This is a genomic window from Thermodesulfobacteriota bacterium (assembly GCA_026415035.1).
Classification (GTDB): Bacteria; Desulfobacterota; BSN033; order BSN033; family UBA1163; genus RBG-16-49-23.
Genome location: JAOAHX010000001.1, coordinates 36,785 through 52,367, shown reverse-complemented (window position 1 = coordinate 52,367; position 15,583 = coordinate 36,785). Strand labels below are relative to the sequence as shown.

At 55.9% G+C, this 15,583-nt stretch carries 13 protein-coding genes; 11 read left to right on the top strand and 2 right to left on the bottom strand.

Features of this window, described 5'->3' with window-relative positions; genetic code table 11:
• The first annotated feature begins 22 nt into the window (after nt 1-22).
• The 11 genes from N3G78_00200 (at nt 23) to N3G78_00150 (ending at nt 13,082) form a co-directional block, all read left to right on the top strand.
• Nucleotides 23-1,198: a hypothetical protein gene (locus N3G78_00200; GenBank protein MCX8116336.1), complete on the top strand. Its 1,176-nt coding sequence runs from the start codon at nt 23-25 to the stop codon at nt 1,196-1,198.
• Between the two features lie 25 nt (nt 1,199-1,223).
• Nucleotides 1,224-2,369, top strand: a complete 1,146-nt coding sequence (locus tag N3G78_00195; GenBank protein MCX8116335.1) for a DNA recombination protein RmuC — start codon at nt 1,224-1,226, stop codon at nt 2,367-2,369.
• Nucleotides 2,347-2,877, top strand: a complete 531-nt coding sequence (locus N3G78_00190) for a nitroreductase family protein (protein MCX8116334.1) — start codon at nt 2,347-2,349, stop codon at nt 2,875-2,877. The genes N3G78_00195 and N3G78_00190 overlap by 23 nt, the downstream gene beginning before the upstream one ends.
• A gap of 1 nt (nt 2,878) precedes the next feature.
• Nucleotides 2,879-3,427 (top strand): HDIG domain-containing protein, encoded by a 549-nt coding sequence (locus tag N3G78_00185; GenBank protein MCX8116333.1) that lies wholly within the window; start codon nt 2,879-2,881, stop codon nt 3,425-3,427.
• A gap of 111 nt (nt 3,428-3,538) precedes the next feature.
• A complete protein-coding gene (locus N3G78_00180) occupies nt 3,539-3,811 on the top strand; it encodes an HU family DNA-binding protein (protein MCX8116332.1) in 273 nt (90 codons plus the stop codon).
• Between the two features lie 564 nt (nt 3,812-4,375).
• Complete coding sequence (selB, locus tag N3G78_00175; protein ID MCX8116331.1) at nt 4,376-6,292, top strand: selenocysteine-specific translation elongation factor; 1,917 nt, start codon at nt 4,376-4,378, stop codon at nt 6,290-6,292.
• Between the two features lie 20 nt (nt 6,293-6,312).
• The gene (locus N3G78_00170; protein MCX8116330.1) at nt 6,313-7,014 is read left to right on the top strand and encodes a tetratricopeptide repeat protein; all 702 of its coding nucleotides are present in this window, start codon (nt 6,313-6,315) and stop codon (nt 7,012-7,014) included.
• Nucleotides 7,015-7,100: 86 nt separating this feature from the next.
• Nucleotides 7,101-8,915: an indolepyruvate ferredoxin oxidoreductase subunit alpha gene (iorA, locus tag N3G78_00165; protein ID MCX8116329.1), complete on the top strand. Its 1,815-nt coding sequence runs from the start codon at nt 7,101-7,103 to the stop codon at nt 8,913-8,915.
• A 9-nt stretch (nt 8,916-8,924) separates the two neighbouring features.
• Complete coding sequence (locus tag N3G78_00160) at nt 8,925-9,515, top strand: indolepyruvate oxidoreductase subunit beta (GenBank protein ID MCX8116328.1); 591 nt, start codon at nt 8,925-8,927, stop codon at nt 9,513-9,515.
• A 103-nt stretch (nt 9,516-9,618) separates the two neighbouring features.
• Nucleotides 9,619-12,264: an insulinase family protein gene (locus tag N3G78_00155; protein MCX8116327.1), complete on the top strand. Its 2,646-nt coding sequence runs from the start codon at nt 9,619-9,621 to the stop codon at nt 12,262-12,264.
• The gene (locus N3G78_00150; protein MCX8116326.1) at nt 12,261-13,082 is read left to right on the top strand and encodes a DNA-3-methyladenine glycosylase 2 family protein; all 822 of its coding nucleotides are present in this window, start codon (nt 12,261-12,263) and stop codon (nt 13,080-13,082) included. Before N3G78_00155 ends, N3G78_00150 begins: the two co-directional genes overlap by 4 nt.
• Here the strand turns inward: N3G78_00150 and N3G78_00145 are convergent.
• Together N3G78_00145 and N3G78_00140 are read right to left on the bottom strand one after the other, a co-directional pair.
• Entirely contained in the window at nt 13,079-14,416 is a 1,338-nt protein-coding gene (locus tag N3G78_00145; protein MCX8116325.1) for a nucleotide sugar dehydrogenase, read from the bottom strand. The genes N3G78_00150 and N3G78_00145 overlap by 4 nt on opposite strands.
• Complete coding sequence (locus tag N3G78_00140; protein ID MCX8116324.1) at nt 14,413-15,567, bottom strand: DegT/DnrJ/EryC1/StrS family aminotransferase; 1,155 nt, start codon at nt 15,565-15,567, stop codon at nt 14,413-14,415. Before N3G78_00140 ends, N3G78_00145 begins: the two co-directional genes overlap by 4 nt.
• Between the last annotated feature and the right edge of the window lie 16 nt (nt 15,568-15,583).

Below are 15,583 nucleotides of genomic sequence, written 5' to 3'. Positions count from 1 at the left end.
ATCCCCCGATTCACCTCTTTCTATGAGGTTTGAACTGGAGAAGGGAGGGGCGGCGGATGAGCAGGAAGGGAAACTCCGGAGGGAGGGTGAGGAGACGTCCCTTCCAATGGATGGTCCGAAGGAGGATCAGGCTCGGAAGGAGGAAGAAAAGGGAGAAGAGGGAAAACTTCAGGAGGGGGAGCGTGACCTCCGTCTTCTTACCCTTTCAACCACAGCGCCTGCTACGAAGGAGTCCTCTCTTCCAGACCTCGCCCTAACGGAGATCTTCCTAAAGAAGAAGAGAAGGTTGTTTGCCACCCTCGTGAATGTTGGAAATGCCCCCTTTCCGATGGATCAGGGAGGCCTGAGTCTCTTTTTGGATGGCCGGTTGGAAGGCCGTTATGCCTTGAAGAGCTTGACCGACCATCTCTGGCTTCAACCCAATGGGAAGCTCACCCTCCCCATTCCCATTTCAATCTTTGGCCGCAAGGAAGTGGAGGTGAGGGTCGAAACCTCAACGGAGCAGGGGGAGAAGAACCCGGAAAACAATGCATTGAGAAAGGTCCTCGAAGGGGCTCCAAAAGGCCCGGATCTCATCGTCCAGGATTTCGATCTCAACGAGGACCTGGAGTTGATGATCTACCTTTCCAATTCAGGGGAACTGGACCTTCGGAGGGGAGGGACCTTTAAGGTCAGAATCTATTTGAATGACCGGAAGATCTCGGAGTTCGAACATTTCGTTTCCGATGAGTTGAAAGCCAATTCGAGGAATCCCTATCTCCTCATGCCCCCCTTCCGCGTCCCCATCCGTGGGGTGGCCAGGGTAAAGGTTTCGGTCAGCCCGAAGTCCCGGATGGACGATGTCCGCCACGAGAATAACGTGTTGGAGCGGAGGTTCATCATCTTTCCTTTTCAAATCGAGGGAAAAGAGAGGGAACAGTTCTCCTTCTTCATCCCTCAGGCCTCCTCCAAAGAGGACGACGATGGAGGCAAGATCAAAGTGGAGGTGCGATGGGAGGGGCCCCCAACTCCTTTAAAGGTCTCTCTTGAAAATTTAGAAAGGGGTGGGGTTCGTTTCGATCTTTCAGGGACGAGCCCGGTCAAGATCGAATGGCCCATCCCTTCTGGTCCGGGGGGGAGCGAGAGCCGGTGGCGGGCCTCCCTCCACAATCTCCACGAGGGAAGGGTGGAGGGATATTTCATCGTGCAGCATCCCTGAACCCCTCTCGAGGGAGGATGAGGACATGGAGGGGATTTACCTGTTGATCGGCGCGATCGTGACCCTCGCCATCCTCCTCTTTACCTTTTTCCTCATGGAGCAGCGGTTGAGGAAGTTGGTCGAAGGCGTAAAAGCGGAGGTCTCCTCTCAAGCGGTGTGGTCCCTGATCCAGCAACAGATCGACCACCTGAGAGAACAGATCAACGAAGGTCTTTCGAGGAATATCGCCCAGCTCACCCAGCAGCAAGAGGTCATCAATGCTCAGCTGCGTGGGATCACAGAGCAGGTGAACCGTCAGCTCCAGTCGTCGAGTGGAGAGATCAACCGCCGCCTGGACAATGCGGCCAGGGTGATCGGAGACGTCCAGAGAAATATCGGCGAATTGTCCGAGGCGAGCCGACGCATCTTCGAGGTGGGAAAGGATATCGCCACCCTTCAGGAGATCCTCCAGCCTCCCAAGCTGAGGGGGGGCTTGGGAGAACTCTTCCTGGGAGAGTTGTTATCCCAGATCCTTCCGGCCGAATTCTTCACCCTCCAGCACTCCTTCTCGACCGGGGAGCGGGTGGACGCGGTCATCCGGTTGGGGGAGAGGCTCGTTCCCATCGATTCGAAGTTCCCCCTGGACAATTTCAGGCGGATGATCGAATCCAAAACCGAGGAAGAGAGGAAGGGGGCCCAGAAGATGTTCGTCCGGGACGTGAAGAAACATATCGATGACGTCGCCAGCAAGTACATCCTCCCCCAAGAGGGCACTTATGATTTTGCCCTGCTCTATATCCCCGCGGAGAACGTCTATTATGAGACCATTACCAAAGACGAAACCTTTGGCGAGGATAGGGGGATCTTGAGTTACGCCCTGAAGAAGAGGGTCATCCCGGTCTCTCCGAATTCCTTCTTCGCCTATCTCCAGGTGATCGTCCTGGGGCTTCGGGGGTTGAAGATCGAGAAAGACGCCCACCGAATCCTGAAGTCCCTTTCGGGGTTGAACAGGGAATTGAATGCCTTTCAAGGAGAGTTTCAGCTGCTGGGAAAGCATCTCGCCAATGCTGCGAATAAATACGAGGAGGCACGGAGGCGGCTGGAGAGATTTGGCCTCAAACTCGAACAGATCGAAACCGGGCCCGCGCCTCCGGTCACGCAGGGGAAGCATGAACCGAATCAAGATGGATGATCATCCCGTGCTCGCCGCCATCCGTCATCGGCGATCCGTCCGCCACTTCACCCAGGAACCGATATCGGACGAGGTGGTCGACCAGATCCTCGAAGCGGGGAGATGGGCCCCATCGGGAAAGAATAACCAACCCTGGAGGTTTGCCGTCATCCGGGAGCCATCGGTGAGGGCCTCCCTCGCCTCGCTCACCCATTATGGTTCTGTCCTGCGGGCGGCGCCGATCTTGATCGCCGTCTTTCTGGATCATGGGCAGGTTTATGACCGGACCAAAGACGTTCTGGCCGTCGGCGCGTGCATCCAGAACATGCTATTGGCCATTCATGCCCTCGGCCTGGGAGGGGTCTGGCTCGGCGAGATCCTGAAAAATAAAGAGCGGGTCGGGGAGGTCCTCGGGGCGTGCAACGATTGGGAACTGATGGCCGTCATCGCCCTGGGACACCCTTCGAGCAAGAAGGGAGGGAAAGGAGAAAGGGCACCCCTTCAGGAGAAGGTCTTTTGGAGGAGATAGGATGATCCCGACCAGAGAGGACTGCCTGAGATTAATGGTCGAGAGGGGGATGCTGGGAAACATCTTCGATCACAGCCTTGTCGTGGCCCGGGTCGCCCTTTTCCTTTCCGTCCGGCTGAATCGCAAGGGGCAGAGGCTCGACCTCTCCTTGGTGGAGGCCGCGGCCCTGCTCCATGACCTCACCAAGACGGAGTGTCTTCGGACGAAAGAGGATCATGCCCTGACGGGTTCAAGGGTCCTGAAGGAGATGGGATACCATCGGTTGGGGGAGGTGGTGGCCGCGCACATCCACCTCTCCAAACCCATGGATCCCTACCGGGTCTCGGAGGAGGAGGTGGTCAATTATGCCGACAAAAGGGTCCGGCACGATCAGATCGTCTCCCTTGAAGAGAGGTTCGAGGATCTGAAGGGTCGCTATGGGATGAACGAAAGGGCCATTGAGCTCCTGGATGCCCTGAAAGAGGCCACCTTTGCGGTCGAGCGAAAGATCTTCTCCTTTCTGGAGATGGACCCGGATCGCCTCGAAGCCTATCTCTGCGAGGAGCAATGACCCAGGGAAGTCGGGGCAGTTCGCTTGACTTTTTGAAAAGAGATGGTTTATGTTGAGGGCGTTTTGGTTGAAACCAGAGCCCTACCATTTTAAGAGGAGGAGGTGATCGAGTTGACCAAGGCAGATTTCATCGCTGCAGTCGGGAAAGAGGCAAACGTTTCGAAGGCAACCGCTGAAAAGGTGATCAACGCCTCGACCGCGGTCCTGACCAAACTTCTCAAAAAAGGAGACCGGCTTTCCCTGCCCGGATTCGGGACCTTTTCAGTGACCAAAAGGAAGGCGAGACTGGGGAGGAACCCACAGACCGGGAAGGAGATCAAAATCCCCGCGGTAAAGGTTCCAAAGTTTAAACCCGGAAACATCCTTAGAAAAGCGGTCAAATGATGAGTTGGAGCGCTCGGGAAATATGAAAGGGGAGTCTCACCTCCCCTTTTTTATTGACATGGACGGGAATGGGACCCAAAGGTTTTTAACATGTTATTAACATTGGGAAAAGGAGGTGGGGAGCCGTTTTGCCCATGGTCCATAAAACCTCTTCGGGGACAGGGTAATTTATAACTTATTGAAAATTAAAGCAATATAATTAGACCCCAAACTTTATCCCATTTTTACCCTTAAAAAATCGGGAGAAAATTTTGCCATGGGCCAAACTTATCCACAGGAATTAAACAATTTAAAGGGCCTCCTCTCCGAGGCTTGATTTTACTGGTCGAGCTAAGGGGACCGACTCCGGTGCCCAGATTTTCAAGCGGTCGAACGCCCCTCGCCTCAGAAAGGCTCTCTTTACCGTGATGAAATGGAACCCTCCCCTTGAGATGCTAAAAAGACCGAGGCCCTATTATGATGTTTAAGGGGGTGGGATCGGCAGGGTCGAAGAAGACCAGGGTTGAAAGACGGATGGAGTTTTTGTTATCGTGACAAGAGGGGTGAGACCGTATCGAGAAGATCATGAAGCACGTCATCCTCGGAACGGCAGGACACATAGACCATGGTAAGACCTCGCTGGTGAAGGCCCTCACCGGTGTGGATACCGACCGGCTGAAGGAAGAAAAGGAGAGGGGGATCACCATTGAATTGGGGTTCACCTTCCTCGACCTGCCCAGCGGGATTCGTCTCGGGATCATCGATGTCCCTGGGCACGAGCGATTCGTCAAGCATATGGTGGCAGGGGCCTGGGGAATCGATCTGGTGGCGTTGGTCATCGCCGCAGACGAAGGGGTGATGCCCCAGACCCGAGAACACCTCGACATCTGTCGGCTCTTAAGGGTTAAAAAGGGCCTGATCGTTCTCTCGAAGATCGATCTGGTCGACCCTGAGTTGATGGAGATCGTGAGGGAGGAGATTTCGGATGTGGTAAAAGGGACCTTCCTGGAAGGCGCGCCCATCCTTCCCGTATCCTCCGTCACAGGGGAGGGGCTTCCCCTCCTCATCTCCGTTCTCGATGAGCTGGCCAAGGGGGTTGAAGAACGGCCCGCGGATGGACTTTTTAGGCTGCCGGTCGATCGGGTCTTCGTCATGAAGGGGTTCGGGACCGTTGTCACAGGCACCGTCGTATCAGGCAATATTCTCCTTGGGGAGACGGTCGAAATCCTCCCTTTGGGCAAGGAGGCCAAGGTCAGGACGATCCAGGTCCATAACCAACCCACCGAGAAAGCAGAAGCGGGGCAGAGGGCGGCCATCAATCTCCAAGGGCTTGAGGCTTCCGAGATCAACCGCGGAGACGTCCTGGTGAGGCCCAAAACCCTCGATACCACCCGGACGGTTGATGTCTACTTGGAGCACCTCCCGAACGCCACCAAACCTTTGAAGCACCGGACCACCCTGCGATTCCATATCGGCACGAATTTGGCGACCGCTACGATCTACCTGATGGACCGGGAGGAACTGCCCCCGGGCGAGGCGACCTTCGCCCAGTTGAGGTTGGACCGGCCGATCGTGGCCCTCCCTCAGGACCGGTTTGTCATACGGGGCTCCTCTGCCATTCAGACCTGCGGAGGAGGGGTCATCCTCGACAACCATCCCGAAAAGCACAAACGTTTTTCTGGAAGCGTGATCGCCGATTTCACCCTCCTCAAGGATGGCCAGCCGGAAGAGGTCCTCCGATTCTACCTCGAACGGGCGGGCGAAGGGGGGATTGCTCTGGAGGACCTTCAGAAGCGGGTCTCCCTACCTCCAAGAAAGGTTCAGGAGCTCCTGAAGACCCTGGTGGACAGGGGAGAACTCCTGCTGATCGATCCCGAGAAGTTCAAGGTCATCGATCTTCGACACTATCAGGGGCTTCAGAAGATGGTTTTGGATCAGTTGAAGGACTTTCACCAGCGATTTCCGATGAAGATCGGATTGGCGAAGGAAGAGTTGAGGACGAAACTTCCGCCGACCGTGGATGTCAGGCTCTTCCAGATCCTTCTGAATGAACTGATCCGGACCCAAAGGATCACCCTCGAAAAGGATAAGATTCGACTGGCCGGGCATCGGGTCTCTGCTGTAGACGACCGAGGGCTGGTCCAGAGGGTGGAGGGAGCGGTTCTGAAAGGGGGGCTACAGCCCCCATCGCCCAGGGAATTGGCCGAGCTTTGGTCCTTGGAGGAGAAGGAGGTCCTCGAGGTCTTCGAGCGCCTCTCTCATGAAGGGACCCTGGTCAAGATCAGGAGTGGGATCTACTTTCACCGCCAGCCCTTCGAAAATTTGAAAGAGAACCTGGTCCAATTTCTAAAAGAGCATAAGGAGATTACGACCCCCCAATTTAAAGAGATGGCGGGCGCCTCGAGGAAGTTCGTGATCCCCCTCATCGAATATTTCGATCAGACCAAATTGACGCTCCGCCTGGGGGATAAGAGGGTGTTGAGGGCGTCCAGAGAGCCTTAGAAGGAATCGAGGAGTATGCGATGAAGGTGAAAAAGAGGATCGTCAAGAAGAAATTGAAAGAACCCGATGAGCTCAGGACGTTTGCAACGGACGTTTATCTCTTTTTGAATCAGCACCTCAAGAAGCTGCTTCTCAGCGGAGGCGTCCTTCTCTTGATAATCCTCATGGTTGTTTTTTACCGTATCTGGCAGGAGAGGAAGGAGGACGAGGCGAATCAGAAATATCATGTAGCCCTCGATTCTTACCAAACGGCGAGTCTCTCCTACGGTGAGGAGAACCCGGAAGATTATAAAAAACCCCTTTCCCTTTTCGACGATTTGGTCCGGTCCTATCCCGGGACTACGGCAGGAAGGTACTCCCTGCTCTATAAGGGCACGATCCACCTCCGAATGGGGGATTATGATCAGGCCATTTCAGCCTATCAGAATTTCCTAAAAAAGGCTAAAAAAGATAAAATTTATCGTATGTTAGCCTTAGAGGGGATAGGGTACGCCTACGAAGGCAAGAAGGATTACGAGAAGGCCGTAAATGCCTACTCAGAGATTGTCAAATCAGGAGAAACCCCCCTTTGGTCAACTGCCCACCTCCATCTCGCAAGGTGTTATGAAAAGATGGGTAAAAAGCAGGAATCTATAGAAAGTTATAAAGCTTTTTTAGGAGCCCTCCCCAAATCTCAAGCCGCCAATTTAGCCCTCAAAAAGGTTTCGATGGCCGGGCAATAAAACTTTGTTAATTTTTTCACTAAATCCTTGACAAAGAATCCTTGATTCGTTAATTTGAGAAAAGAATCACATTTAAGGAGGGGGTCATGGAAAAAGTTTTACAGGGTAACCATGCCATTGCAAGGGGAGCATGGGAGGCAGGGGTTAAGGTAGCTTGTGCTTATCCTGGCACACCGAGCAGCGAAATCATCTTCGTGATCGGAACCCAATATAAGGACGACATCCGGGCAGAGTGGTCGGTCAACGAGAAGGTCTCCCTCGAAGTGGCAAGTGGGGCATCTATTGCCGGCGCGAGGGCCATGGCCTCCATGAAGCATGTGGGTTTGAACGTGGCTTCAGACCCCCTCATGACCCTCTCCTATACGGGGGTCAAGGGCGGGTTGCTCGTCGTCGTCGCCGACGATCCCTACTCTCACAGCTCCCAAAACGAGCAGGATAGCCGCCACTGGGCAAGATTTGGGAAGATGCCCATGCTCGAGCCGGCCGATTCTCAGGAATGCAAAGACTTTACGAAACTTGCCTTCGACCTAAGCGAGCAGTTCGACACGCCGGTTCTGTTGCGAAGCGAGACAAGGGTCTCCCACTCCTTCTCGATCGTCAAGCTGGGAGACCGCAAGGAATCGACCATCCCGATTGAGCTGAACAAGAAGGATGCGCCCAAGTATACGATGGTGCCCATCTATGTTCGGCAGAGAAGGCCGCTCGTCGAGGAACGGATGAAGAAGCTCGAGGCCTTTGCCGACACCTTCCCCTATAATGTGATGGAGATCAACGATCCGAAGATCGGGGTGATCACGAGCGGGGTCTGCTACAATTACACCAAAGAAGTCTTTCCGGAGTATTCCTATTTGAAATTGGGCATGGTTTGGCCCCTCCCTAAGAAGCTGATCGCTGATTTCTTCAAAAAGGTGAAGAAGGTGATCATTGTGGAGGAGCTCGACCCCTTCCTCGAAACGGAGATCCGGGCCATGGGGTTCAAAATCTTCCACGGCAAGGATGTGATCCCGAGCATCTTTGAGCTCTCCCCGGATATCATCGAAAGGGCCTTGAAGGGGAAGCGGTATAAAGCCCCCAAAGAGCGCATCAAGGTCGAGGAGCTTCCTGGACGGCCCCCGAATCTATGCTCGGGCTGCTCCCATCGCCCCCTCTTCTATGCCTTAAAGAAACTCGACCTCTTCGTCTTCGGGGATATCGGGTGCTATACCCTCGCGGCTGCACCCCCCCTCAACGCGATTCACACGACCATCTGCATGGGGGCCGGGGTCGGAGAGGCCTTCGGCGCAGGAAAGGTCTTGGGGAAAGAGGGTCTCGGGAAGGCCGTTGCGGTATTGGGCGATTCCACGTTTTTGCATGCGGGCATCACGCCCTTATTGGATATCGTTTATAATAAAGGCAATTCGACGACCATCATCCTCGATAACCGGGCCACCGGCATGACGGGGCTTCAGGAACACCCGGGCACGGGCTATACGATCACAGGAGAGCCCGCCCCAATGGTCGACTATGAAGCCCTCTGCAGGGCCCTCGGGGTCGAACACGTCAGAAAGGTCGATCCTTATAACATCAAAGAGACCATGGAGATCATCAAAGAGGAGGTCGAAAGGGATGCCCCCTCGGTGATCATTACGGTCAATGGGCCCTGCATGCTCCATCGTAGGGAGAAGAGGACCTTTGAACATCCCTTCTATACCATCGATGTGGAGAAGTGCAGGGGATGCAAGATGTGCCTTGAGATCGGCTGCCCCGCCATCAGCTGGCACGAGGTCTCGGAGGAGCAGGCGTTCACGAAGGATGGTCATAAACGGAAGGGGATTGTCCAAATCAACAGGCTTCAGTGTCCAGGCTGCGGGGTCTGCCATCAGATCTGCAAATTCGAAGCGATCGTTCCGGGGCAGGCATAGGAGGGGAGTATGGAAGGGAAAGTGACGAACGTTTTGCTGTCGGGTGTGGGAGGGCAGGGGACCATCCTGGCCAGCGATATCCTCTGCGCGGTCTTTCAAGAAGCGGGCTACGATGTGAAGAAGGCCGAGGTCCATGGAATGGCTCAGAGGGGGGGAGATGTCACGACCCATTTCCGTTTCGGGAAGAAGGTCTACTCGCCCCTGATCAAGTATGGGGATGTGGACTTCCTGGTCGCCTTCGAACTTCTCGAGGGCCTGCGGTATATCAACTGGCTTAAGGACGAGGGCAAGGTCTTGCTCAACAACCAAGAGACCTATCCACCGGCCGTCACCCGGGGGACGATGAAGTATCCCGAGGATGTGGTCGGGACCTTTCGAAAATTCTTCGACGGAAATGTCTTCGTCGTCGACGGTCTGAGCTTAGCCATCCAGTGCGGGGATTCGAGGGCCGTCAATATCGTCACCCTCGGAGCCTTCTCGACCTTTTTCGACATTCCCTTGGAGGTATGGGAAAAGAAGCTTCTCGAACATCTTCCCCCGAAAGTTCACGGGCTCAACCTCAAAGCCTTCCAGGAGGGGAGAAAGGCCCTGGGGGGTTGAGAGGAGATAAGACCATTTCACCCGAAAAGGGCGATGCGCGGGGCGCTTCGCCCTTTTCTTTTCCAATTTGACTCGTTTATAATTTTGGAGAGGTGGGATTTCCATGAGGCCCAAACGTTTTCTCCTTTCCGTTGCGATCACGGTTTTCGTCCTCCTTCAACTTCTCCCTGCGGTCCACGCCCAGGAGCTACCCCGCCAGTTCTTTCTTGAAAATGGGCTGAAGGTGATCCTTCAAGAGAACCGGACCGTCCCAGTCGTCTCCCTTCAACTCTGGGTGAGGGTGGGCAGTGCCGATGAGCGGGAGGAAGAGGCGGGCATGTGCCACTTCATCGAGCACATGATCTTCAAGGGCACGAAACGCCGGGGGGTCGGAGAGATGGCGAGGGAGATCGAATCTCTGGGCGGCTCGATCAATGCCTATACCTCCTATGACCACACGGTCTATTACATCACCATCGCTAGTCGCTATGCCGGGACCGCCCTCGATGTGTTAGCCGATGCGATTCAGCATTCCGTCTTCGATCCCTCGGAACTCGAAAAAGAGAGGGAGGTTATCCTCGAGGAGATTCGGATGGGAGAAGACGACCCCGGCAGGCGGCTCTTCCGACAGACGATGGCCCTTGTCTTCGAACATCACCCCTATGGAAGGCCGATCATCGGATACGAAAAGACCATCAGGGCGATCACCCGGGAACAGATGGTAGCCTTTTTCAACCGATTTTATACCCCCGACCGGATCTTTCTGGTCGCGGTGGGCGATTTCGACCCTGCCGAGATGGAACGGTGGGTCCGGAAGGCCTTCGGGACCTTCCGCCGCCCCTCGGCCCCCCTCCCATCCAGATCGAGGGAGCCTGAGCAGAAGGCGGTCCGGGTGAAGCTGACGCACGGTAGATTTCAGGAGGTCTATCTCCAGATGGCCGTGCCCATCCCCTCCTTCACCCACGAGGATATGGCTGGATTGGAGCTGATCGAACAGCTCCTCGGAGGCGGGGAGACCTCCCGGTTGGTCCAGAAGGTGAAGCTTGAATTGGGACTGGTCCACTCCATTTCGGCCTCGGCCTATGCCCCTAAGGATCCTGGCCTCTTTCTCATCGGGGCGACCCTTCAGGCCGAGAAGGTGGAGAAGGCGGTCGATGCGATCCTGAAGGAGATCGAGCGATTCCTCCAAGAAGGGGCGACGGCTGAAGAGCTCTACCGGATAAAAGTCAACTTGGAGAGCGGCCTCATCTACGATCGCCAGACCGTCCAGGGCCAGGCGAGGAAATTGGGCTATTACGAGGCCCACACCGGCAATCTCGCCTTCGAAAGGGAGTACCTGAGCCGCCTCCGTTTTCTCCAGAGCGAAGACCTTCAGAGGATCGCGAAGAGATATTTCGTCCCCTCGCGATGGAGCCTCAGTCTCTTGGTGCCGGAAGAAAAGGCCGAGGCCTTGAAGGGGGTGGACCTCCCCGGCCTGGTCGAAAGAAGAAAAGAACCTTTGGCCTCGATCCAGGAGAAGAAACCCGGCCAGCCGACCAAGGTCGTCCTCCAAAACGGGATCCGCCTCGTCCTCATGGAGAACCGACATCTTCCGATCGTCTCGGTTTACCTGACGTTTCTGGCCGGCGTCCGGTTCGAGGAAGAGTCGAACAACGGGATAAACCACTTTCTCTCGGTGATGCTCACCAAGGGGACGGAGAGACGGGGAAGCCTCGAAATCGCAAAGACGGTCGAGAGGATGGCGGGGAGCCTGAGCGGATTCTCCGGGTATAACAGTTTTGGGCTCCAGTTCACCTTTTTAAGTCAACATCTCGAGGAGGCCCTTTCCCTCCTCGGAGAGGTGATCCGCCAGCCAAGCTTCGACGCCGGCGAGATGGAGAAGAGAAGGCGCTCCCTCCTCGCCTCCATCCGCATGGAGGAGGACGATCTCGATCGGATGGCCTTTAAGCTCTTCCGAAAGGTCCTCTACCAGAAACATCCTTATCGCCTGGACAAGATGGGGACGATCGAATCGGTTCAGAGGATCACCCGGGATGATATGATGGCCTATTACCGGAGGATGGCCCTCCCCGGGAATATGGTCATCACCGTGGTGGGCGATATCGATGTCGACCGGACCGTGGCCCTTCTTGAGAGGGAGTTTGGGGGGCTTGCGAAGATCCCCTTTGTGCCCCCTGAGGTGCCCCAGGAACCCCCGCTCGTCGGGGTCAGGAGGTCCGAGATGGTGAGGGAATCGAAACAGGCCCATCTGATCCTCGGCTTTCACGGCGGCACCCTCCTGGGCAAGGAACGTTATGCCCTCGACGTCTTGGATGCAGCGCTTTCGGGGATGGGGGGGAGGCTCTTTTACCAGCTGAGGGATAAGGAGAGCCTCGCTTACTCCTTATCGTTTGTCAGCCATGTCAACCTCGACCCTGGTTATCTCTGCGTCTATCTGGGAACCCATCCCGATAAGGTCGAGACGGCCATCTCCAGCATCCTCCGGGAGTTGAGGAAGATCAAAGAGGAGGGCCTGAGCGAAGAGGAAGTGGAGCGGGCCAAGCGATACCTCATCGGCAATTTTGAGATCGGGCTCCAGACCAATGGCGCCTTTGCAAGCCGGATGGGTCTCGATGAACTCTTAGGCCTTGGGTACGAACATCACCTGCGCTATCCTGCGGAGATCCAGAGAGTGACCCGGGATGAGGTCCACCGGGTCGCCCAAAAGTACTTCAATCTCGATGCCTATGCCCTCGCTCTCATCCGGCCTCCCCATTCAAGACGGCCATGACCTCAAGGCTCAGGGTCGAGGATTTTTCCCTGAAAGATAGCCTGGAGTGCGGCCAATTCTTCCGTTTTGTCAAGAACGGGGAGGCCTACTTGATCCAGGCTTCGGACCAGATCTTTTCGATCCGGCAGAAGGGGGATCTCCTTTATTACGAGGGCGTCGAGGAGTCCTTTCTCGTCCATTTTTTTAGGCTTGATGAAGACCGGCCATCCCTTCTGAAAGAGATCGACGTAGATCCCCTGATCCGTGGGGCGATCAAAAGATATCCAGGGTTGAGGCTGATCCGGCAGGACCCTTGGGAATGTCTGGTCTCTTTCCTACTCTCTTCGGCAAAACGGATCGGCCACATCCGTTGCCTGATCGAGTCCCTGTGCAGGGCCTGCGGAGAGAAAGGCTCCTATGGGTCCTTCGTCGGGTATGGGTTTCCAGACCCCGAGAGGCTCCGGGCCTCCCTCTCCCTTGATGAGGTCAGGGCCGGGTTCCGCAAGGCCTATCTCTTTAAGATCGGTCAAACCGTTGAACGGGCCGATCTCTTTCGACTGAAAGGGCTTCCCTACGAGGAGGCGAGGCAGAGGCTTCTGGGCCTCGCCGGGGTGGGAAAGAAGATCGCCGACTGCGTCCTCCTCTACTCCCTCGACTTCCTCCAAGCCTTTCCCATCGATACGTGGATCAGAAAAGGTCTTCAGAGGTTCTATTTTAAGGGGAGGGAGGTCGGCCCGAGGGAGCTGGAGGTCTTCGTCCGGGAACATTTCGGTCCCTATGCGGGTTACGCCCAGCTCTTTCTCTATTACGATTGGCGAAGCCGGTTCAGGTCCGATTAGGCCTTGACGATCTTGTGCTGCCACCGTTTGAAACCTCCGGTGACGTTTCGGGTATCGATCGTCAGAGGCGCGTGGGCGACGACCCACTCATAGTCGATCGAGGTGTGATCCGTGATGACGACGACCGCATCGACGCGCTGGAGAAGGGAGCGGGTCAGCGGGGCCGAACGGAGGTTGAAGGAATACCTCCGGAAGGGGGGCAAGACAGGGATGTAGGGATCGTGGTAGAGGAGCGATGCCCCCTTTTTCCTCAGAAGATCCATGATGGCCAGCGCGGGCGACTCCCTGGCATCGTCGACGTCCCTCTTGTAGGCCACCCCGAGGATGAGGATCTTGGACCCCTTCAGACTCTTCTTCCGCTGGTTGAGGGCATCCTGGATCTTATTGACGACGAAATAGGGCACGCTGACGTTGACCTCTCCCGCCAGCAGGATAAATCGAGTGGCGAAATCGTACTCCTGGGCCTTCCAGGAGAGATAGAAAGGATCGATCGGGATGCAATGGCCTCCCATCCCAGGTCCGGGGTAGAAGGGGGTGAACCCGAAGGGTTTGGTGCTGGCGGCCTCGATCACCTCCCAAATGTCGATGCCCATCCGGTCGGTGAGCATCTTCAGCTCGTTCACCAAAGCAATGTTCACGCTTCGGTAGATATTTTCGAGGAGCTTGGTCAATTCCGCTACACGGGGGGAGGAGACCGGAACGATCTTCTCGATGACCTGACCATATAAAGTTTCCACCGCCTTTCTGCAGGAGGGGGTGACCCCCGAGACGACTTTAGGGATCTTGGAGGTGGTGAAGCTTTTGTTCCCGGGATCTTCTCTCTCCGGGGAGTATCCGAGGAAGTAGTCATTTCCGACCCTGAGCCCGGTCGACTCCAGCCTCGGAAGGAGCAGCTCTTCGGTCGTCCCGGGATAGGTGGTGCTCTCCAGGACGATAAGCTGCCCTTTTCGCAGACAGGCTCGAATGGCCTCCGTGGTCTTTTCGATGTATTGAAGGTCGGGTTCCCGCTTCTCCGTGAGGGGGGTCGGGACGCAGATCAGGAGACAATCGGGATCCGAAAGGCGGCCGAAATCTCCGGTGGCGTTGAACAGGCCCTCCTTCCGGTAGGAGGCGATCTGGGTCGATGGGACCGATCGGATATAGCTCTGCCCCTTTTTTAAGGCCGAGACCTTTTGGGGGTCGGTGTCGAACCCCATGACATGGAACCCCACCTCACAGAACTCGACGGCCAGCGGCAGGCCCACGTAGCCGAGGCCGATGACACCGACGAGCGCTCTTTTTTCGAGGATCTTCTCGATGAGGCCTTCCAAGTTGGCATCGGAGCGTCTTCTCATCCCGTCCACATCCCCTTCTTCCTGTAGAAAGTGACGATTCCCTCCACCACCCTCTCCTGCTGCGCCTCGGTGAGTTCCGGAAAGATGGGGAGGGCCAACGTCTCTTCGGAGGCCCTCTCCGAGACAGGAAAGTCTCCCTTTCGATGGTTTAAAGAAGCATAACATTCTTGGAGATGGAGCGGAAGGGGATAGTAGATGTCCGTTCCGATCCCCTGCTCCCAAAGGAACTTTTTGAGCTCATCCCTCAAGGGGGCTCGAATCACATATTGGTGAAAGATGTGCCGGTTCTTAAATTGAATGGCGGGTAGCCTAAACCCCTCCACGCGGGAGGCCACCTCCTGAAGCCCGGCTCGATAACGTTCCGCCCTCTTCTGACGCTCTTCGGTCCATTGTTCAAGGTAATGGAACTTCACCAGTAGAATGGCGGCTTGGATCGTGTCGAGACGACTGTTGATTCCGATCCACCGATGATAATATTTGGGGTGGCTTCCATGAACCCTCAGGATTTTCACCTTCTCCGCCAGACCTGGATCGTCCGTGACGACCATCCCGGCATCGCCGAAGGCCCCGAGGTTCTTCGTGGGGTAGAAGGAGAAACAGCCCAGATGTCCCATGGAACCCGCCCTTCGGGGAGGGAGATCGGGCCTGGGGAGATATTCCGCGCCGAGGGCCTGGGCCGCGTCTTCGATCACAAAGAGACCCTTCTTCCGGGCCAGTTCGAGGATCGGGTCCATATCCGCACACTGGCCGTAGAGATGGACCGGAAGGATGGCCTTGGTCCTCGGGGTGATCTTTTCGGAGATCTTCGATGGGTCGATGTTGAAGGTCTCTGGATCGATGTCGACGAAGACCGGGGTGGCCCCGAGCCGGGAGACCGAACCTGCGGTGGCAAAGAAGGTGTAGGGAGGAAGGATCACCTCGTCCCCCGGCCCAACGCCCACCGCCATGAGCGAGAGCAGAAGGGCATCCGACCCGGAGGCCACGCCCACTGCATATGGGACGTGACAGTAGCTTGCGATCGCCTTTTCGAAGGCCTCGACCTGGGGGCCCAGGATGAATTGCTGCGTTTTGAAGAGTTCGTCAAGGACCGATCGAATCTCCTTTTCGATCTTCGGGTACTGTCGGGTCAAATCGAAAAAGGGAACCTCCATGGATCGAAAGCCCTCT

Coding starts and splice junctions, on each gene's coding strand:
- N3G78_00185 (MCX8116333.1), top strand. CDS start 2,879: ATGATCCCGACCAGAGAGGACTGCCTGAGATTAATGGTCGAGAGGGGG.
- N3G78_00195 (MCX8116335.1), top strand. CDS start 1,224: ATGGAGGGGATTTACCTGTTGATCGGCGCGATCGTGACCCTCGCCATC.
- N3G78_00170 (MCX8116330.1), top strand. CDS start 6,313: ATGAAGGTGAAAAAGAGGATCGTCAAGAAGAAATTGAAAGAACCCGAT.
- N3G78_00190 (MCX8116334.1), top strand. CDS start 2,347: ATGAACCGAATCAAGATGGATGATCATCCCGTGCTCGCCGCCATCCGT.
- N3G78_00150 (MCX8116326.1), top strand. CDS start 12,261: ATGACCTCAAGGCTCAGGGTCGAGGATTTTTCCCTGAAAGATAGCCTG.
- N3G78_00155 (MCX8116327.1), top strand. CDS start 9,619: ATGAGGCCCAAACGTTTTCTCCTTTCCGTTGCGATCACGGTTTTCGTC.
- N3G78_00140 (MCX8116324.1), bottom strand. CDS start 15,567: ATGGAGGTTCCCTTTTTCGATTTGACCCGACAGTACCCGAAGATCGAA.
- iorA (MCX8116329.1), top strand. CDS start 7,101: ATGGAAAAAGTTTTACAGGGTAACCATGCCATTGCAAGGGGAGCATGG.
- N3G78_00200 (MCX8116336.1), top strand. CDS start 23: ATGAGGTTTGAACTGGAGAAGGGAGGGGCGGCGGATGAGCAGGAAGGG.
- selB (MCX8116331.1), top strand. CDS start 4,376: ATGAAGCACGTCATCCTCGGAACGGCAGGACACATAGACCATGGTAAG.
- N3G78_00145 (MCX8116325.1), bottom strand. CDS start 14,416: ATGAGAAGACGCTCCGATGCCAACTTGGAAGGCCTCATCGAGAAGATC.
- N3G78_00160 (MCX8116328.1), top strand. CDS start 8,925: ATGGAAGGGAAAGTGACGAACGTTTTGCTGTCGGGTGTGGGAGGGCAG.